Below are 4168 nucleotides of genomic sequence, written 5' to 3'. Positions count from 1 at the left end.
CGGGTGGTGCCGCGGCTGGAGGGCTTCGGGCTGCTCGGGCCGCTCTCGGTGGCCGCGTACGCGCGCTCCGTGGACGACGCCGAGTCCATGCGGCTGGCGCAGTCCGGCACCTGCGTGGCGCTCGGCCCCGGGGCGGCCCTGCTCGTGGAGCCCAGTGGCCGGGCCCTGGAGACGCTGCTGGGGCGGCAGAACCTGATGGGGTTGGGCAGCGGCGGGCACGGCAACCTCTGGGACGCGCTGGGCGCCGCGCTCGTCACGGTGGTGGGGGCCGCGCGCGGCTCGCGTCTGGTGGACCCGGACGGCGTGCTGGTGCAGCTCTTCGCGGACGGCCCGGCCGAGCTGTGCTCGCGCCTCTTCGGCGTCCCCTCGGGCGCGGTGGAGGAGGGGCGGCTGGCGGATCTGGTGGTGTTCGACTTCGTTCCCGCGCTGGACGCCTCCAGTGGACAGTCGCCGTACCTGCTCGGTCAGCTCGGGCGCTCGAGGGTGGCATGGAACATCGTCGACGGCCGCGTTACCGTGCGCGAGGGGCAGTTGCTCGGTGTGGACGAGGTGGTGCTGGCGCGCGAAGCCGCCCAGGTGCTCTCCGCCCTCTGGGCGCGCGCCCATGTCCCGGAAGCGGAGGATCCCGAAGGCCCGGTGCGCAGCGGATGAGCACCGAGGCTCCGTCGCTGGAGGAACTCCTCCGGCTGGCCTGGGAACGGCGCGCGCCGCTGCGGGAGGACCCGCGCACCACGGCCTACCGACTCGTCAACGGTGCGTCCGATGGCCTGCCCGACGTGACGGTGGACCTCTTCGAGCACGTCCACGTGATGAGCCTCTACCGGGACTTCTCCCCGGCCCAGGAGGCGGCGTTGCTCGACGCGGCCGAGATCGCCTGGGCACCGAAGAGCCTCTATTTGAAGCGGAGGCCGAAGGAGGCACGCCATCTGGCCAACGTGGCCAAGGAGCAGCTCGCCCCGGAGGTGGCCGCGCGTGGCGAATCGCTGGAGTCGCTGGAGTCGCTGGAGAACGGGCTGCGCTTCCGGATCCGCCCGGGGCAGGGCCTGTCGGTGGGGCTCTACCTGGACATGCGGGACACGCGGGCGTGGCTGGCCGGGGAGGTGCGAGGGCTCACGGTGCTCAACCTCTTCTCCTACACGTGCGGGTTTGGCGTGGCGGCCAGGGCGGGCGGGGCGAAGCGGGTGCTCAACATCGACGCCAGCCGCCGGGTGCTGGACTGGGGCGAGGAGAACGCGCGCCTGAATGAGCAGCCGGTGGACCGGTACGACTACGTGGCGGGGGATGTCTTCGAGTGGCTGGGCCGACTGGCGCGCAAGGGGGAGACCTTCGACGTGGTGGTGGCGGATCCGCCCTCCTTCGCCACCACGCGCACGAGCCGTTTCTCGGCCGCGCGGGACTACGCCTCGCTGGCCGAGGCTTGCGCGCGGGTGGTGGCTCCCGGGGGGCGACTGGTCGCGTGTTGCAACCTCGCCACGCTGGCGTCCCGGCGCTTCGAGGCCCTGGTGACGGAGGGGGTGGCACGGGCGGGGCGCAAGGGCAGGGGAGTGCTCGGCCTGGGCCCCTCGCCGGTGGACTTTCCGGAGTCCCCCGAGCACCCGGCCGCCCTCAAGGTGCGGGTGCTCGAGCTGTCTTGACGCAACCCCCATGGTCGCGCGGGCCCCGAGGGCGCTATCGTGCGGCCCGCGATGTCCCCCGCAGCCCCCCGCGCCCCCGTGCCGTTCGGCCAGTACAAGCTCATCGACCGCCTCGCGGTAGGCGGCATGGCCGAGCTTTTCCTCGCCCACCAGCCCGGACCGGACGGCTTCGAGAAGCCCGTCGTCATCAAGCGCATCCGGCCCCACCTGTCCGGGCACTCGGCCTTCGTGCGGATGTTCCTCAACGAGGCCCGGCTCGCCGCCCAGCTCAACCACCCCAACATCGTGCAGATCCACGACCTGGGGAAGGTGGGTGACAGCTACTACATCGGCATGGAGTACCTCTTCGGTCGGGACATGCGACGGATCGTCCCCAAGGCCGAGTCCCTGGGGATTCCCTTCCCCATGGTGTACGCGCTGAAGATCGCCTCGTCCGTGTGCGAGGGCCTCCACTACGCGCACCAGAAGGTGGACCTGTACGGTGCCCCGCTCAACATCGTCCACCGGGACGTGACGCCGGAGAACATCTTCGTGTGCTTCGACGGCACGGTGAAGGTGTTGGATTTCGGCATCGCCAAGGCGGCCAACCGGGTGGAGCAGACGCGCGCCGGCGAGCTGCGCGGCAAGCTCAGCTACCTCAGCCCCGAGCAGTGTCTGGGCAAGCCCCTGGACCACCGCAGCGATCTCTTCTCCCTGGGCGCCGTCCTCTACGAGTGGCTCACCGGCTTCAAGCTCTTCACCGGCGAGTCCGACGTGGCCGTCATGCGCAGCATCGTGGATGGCAAGGTGTACGCGCCCTCGTACTTCCGCGCGGACATCCCCGAGCCCGTGGAAGCCATCCTCATGAAGGCCCTGGAGCGGGATCGGGACAAGCGCTACCCCTCGGCCTGGCACTTCCAGCAGGACCTCGACCGTTTCCTCAACGCGTACGAGTTCACCCCCACCAACCTCCACCTCTCCAACTTCCTCAAGCAACTCTTCCTCGATGAGCTGGAGGAGGAGCAGTTGCGGCTGCGCCCCACGCGCGAGTCCGTACCCGTGCCCACCCCCTCCAGCCCCGCCGCGCCATTGCTGGAGTTGGAGTCGGCCCCGCCCGCCGAGGAAGCCTCCACCTCCATCGAGCGCATCCTCCCGGTGCCCGTCACCACGGCTCAGCTCGAGGCCCTGGAGGCGCTGGCCCGCAAGCACAACGTCCCCGTGGGGCGCATGGTGGGCGACGTCCTCGCCTCCTGGCTCAAGTACCGCTGACATGCCCCGATTGAAGCTGACGCTCGAATACGACGGCACCCACTATGTGGGCTGGCAGGTGCAGCCCAACGGCGTCTCCATTCAGTCGCGGCTCGTGCAGGCCCTCGAGGAGCTGCTCGGTGAGCGGGTGGCCGTGGAGGCGGCCGGCCGCACGGACGCCGGGGTACATGCCACCGGGCAGGTGGTGTGCTTCGACACGGAGCGTGCCCTGCCGCTCAAGGCGTACTGGATGGGGCTCAACGGTATCCTCCCGCAGGACATCGCCATCGTCCGCGCCGAGGAGGTCTCCCCCGAGTTCGACCCGCGCCGCTGGTCCCACGGCAAGCGCTACCGCTACCGGGTGAGCAACAAGTCCACGCGCTCGCCCCTGCGCCGCTTCACCCACTGGGAGGTATTCGCGCCCCTGCGCGTGGAGGCCATGCGGCTGGCCGCCGCGCACCTCGTGGGCCGGCATGACTTCTCCGCCTTCCGGGCCTCGAACTGCCAGGCCGCCCATGCCTTGCGCGAGGTGCGCAAGGTGGACGTCCAGGGCACGTCCGGGGACGAGCTTTCCGTTACCGTCGAGGGCACGGCCTTCCTCAAGCACATGGTGCGCAACCTCGTGGGGACCCTGGTGGAGGTGGGCAAGGGGCGTCGTCCCGAGGCCTGGGTGGCCGAGGTGCTCGCCTCCAGGGATCGCAAGCGCGCCGGCCCCACCGCACCGCCCCAAGGGCTCGTCCTGGAAGAGGTCTTCTATGGAGACGGCCCGCCCCCTCGCACGCCAGGCGGGACGGCGGACGGGGATGATTCGGAGTGAGGATGCGCTAGGCTGTGCGTCCTGTGAGCACCTCGAAGGCCATTCTCGATCCGCTGCGCGTCCGCCTCCTCCGTGTCCTGTTCACCGGGGGGCTCGGCTTCATCGCGTTGGTGCTCGGCTCCGTGCTGAGCGCGACCCTCTACATGCGCTTCGCCGTCCGGATAGACGCGCTGCCCTTCGCGCTCCTCCGCCTCATCGCCCATGTGGTGCGAGGAAACCTGTGGCTGCTCGTGGTGCTGCCCCTGCTGTGCTACGGCGCCAGCCGCATCATCGAGCTGCGCGCCTGGTCCACCGCGCTCGGGGCCGCCCTCACCGCCCGGTTCTTCCTGCTCACGGTCGAGTTCGTGAGCGCCGGGGTCGACGGTTGGGTGGAGCGCGGGTGGGTGGTGGCGTTGGTGGAGTGGAGCGTGTTCGCCGCGGGCGTGGTGCTCTGCCACCGGGCCGTCCTCCGCGGTCGGACCGACGCGGGCAGCCAGGCCCAGAAGGCCCA

4 protein-coding genes and 1 pseudogene are annotated in these 4168 nt (G+C 70.7%); all 5 read left to right on the top strand.

The annotated features are described in order from the left end of the window. A pseudogene (locus VF794_RS35660) lies at window positions 1–651 on the top strand (amidohydrolase); the annotation flags it as partial. Next, on the top strand, window positions 648–1634 hold the full coding sequence (locus VF794_RS35655) for a class I SAM-dependent rRNA methyltransferase (RefSeq protein ID WP_331117586.1): 987 nt from the start codon (window positions 648–650) through the stop codon (window positions 1632–1634). The pseudogene VF794_RS35660 and the gene VF794_RS35655, both read left to right, overlap by 4 nt. A 51-nt stretch (window positions 1635–1685) precedes the next feature. Continuing rightward, the gene (locus tag VF794_RS35650) at window positions 1686–2882 is read left to right on the top strand and encodes a serine/threonine-protein kinase (RefSeq protein WP_331117585.1); all 1197 of its coding nucleotides are present in this window, start codon (window positions 1686–1688) and stop codon (window positions 2880–2882) included. Between the two features lies 1 nt (window position 2883). Next, window positions 2884–3678, top strand: a complete 795-nt coding sequence (gene truA / locus VF794_RS35645) for a tRNA pseudouridine(38-40) synthase TruA (protein ID WP_331117584.1) — start codon at window positions 2884–2886, stop codon at window positions 3676–3678. A gap of 23 nt (window positions 3679–3701) precedes the next feature. Continuing rightward, window positions 3702–4168: hypothetical protein (locus VF794_RS35640; RefSeq protein WP_331117583.1), on the top strand; the 467-nt coding region annotated here is incomplete at its 3' end.

The organism is Archangium sp. (genome assembly GCF_036389735.1).
Classification (GTDB): domain Bacteria; phylum Myxococcota; class Myxococcia; order Myxococcales; family Myxococcaceae; genus Archangium.
The sequence above is the reverse complement of the archived record's forward strand: the minus strand, read 5'-3'. Positions and strand labels throughout refer to the sequence as shown.

Bases quoted from the DNA above. Each gene is read 5' to 3' on its own strand.
- VF794_RS35650 (WP_331117585.1), top strand. From the start codon at position 1,686: ATGTCCCCCGCAGCCCCCCGCGCCCCCGTGCCGTTCGGCCAGTACAAG.
- truA (WP_331117584.1), top strand. From the start codon at position 2,884: ATGCCCCGATTGAAGCTGACGCTCGAATACGACGGCACCCACTATGTG.
- VF794_RS35655 (WP_331117586.1), top strand. From the start codon at position 648: ATGAGCACCGAGGCTCCGTCGCTGGAGGAACTCCTCCGGCTGGCCTGG.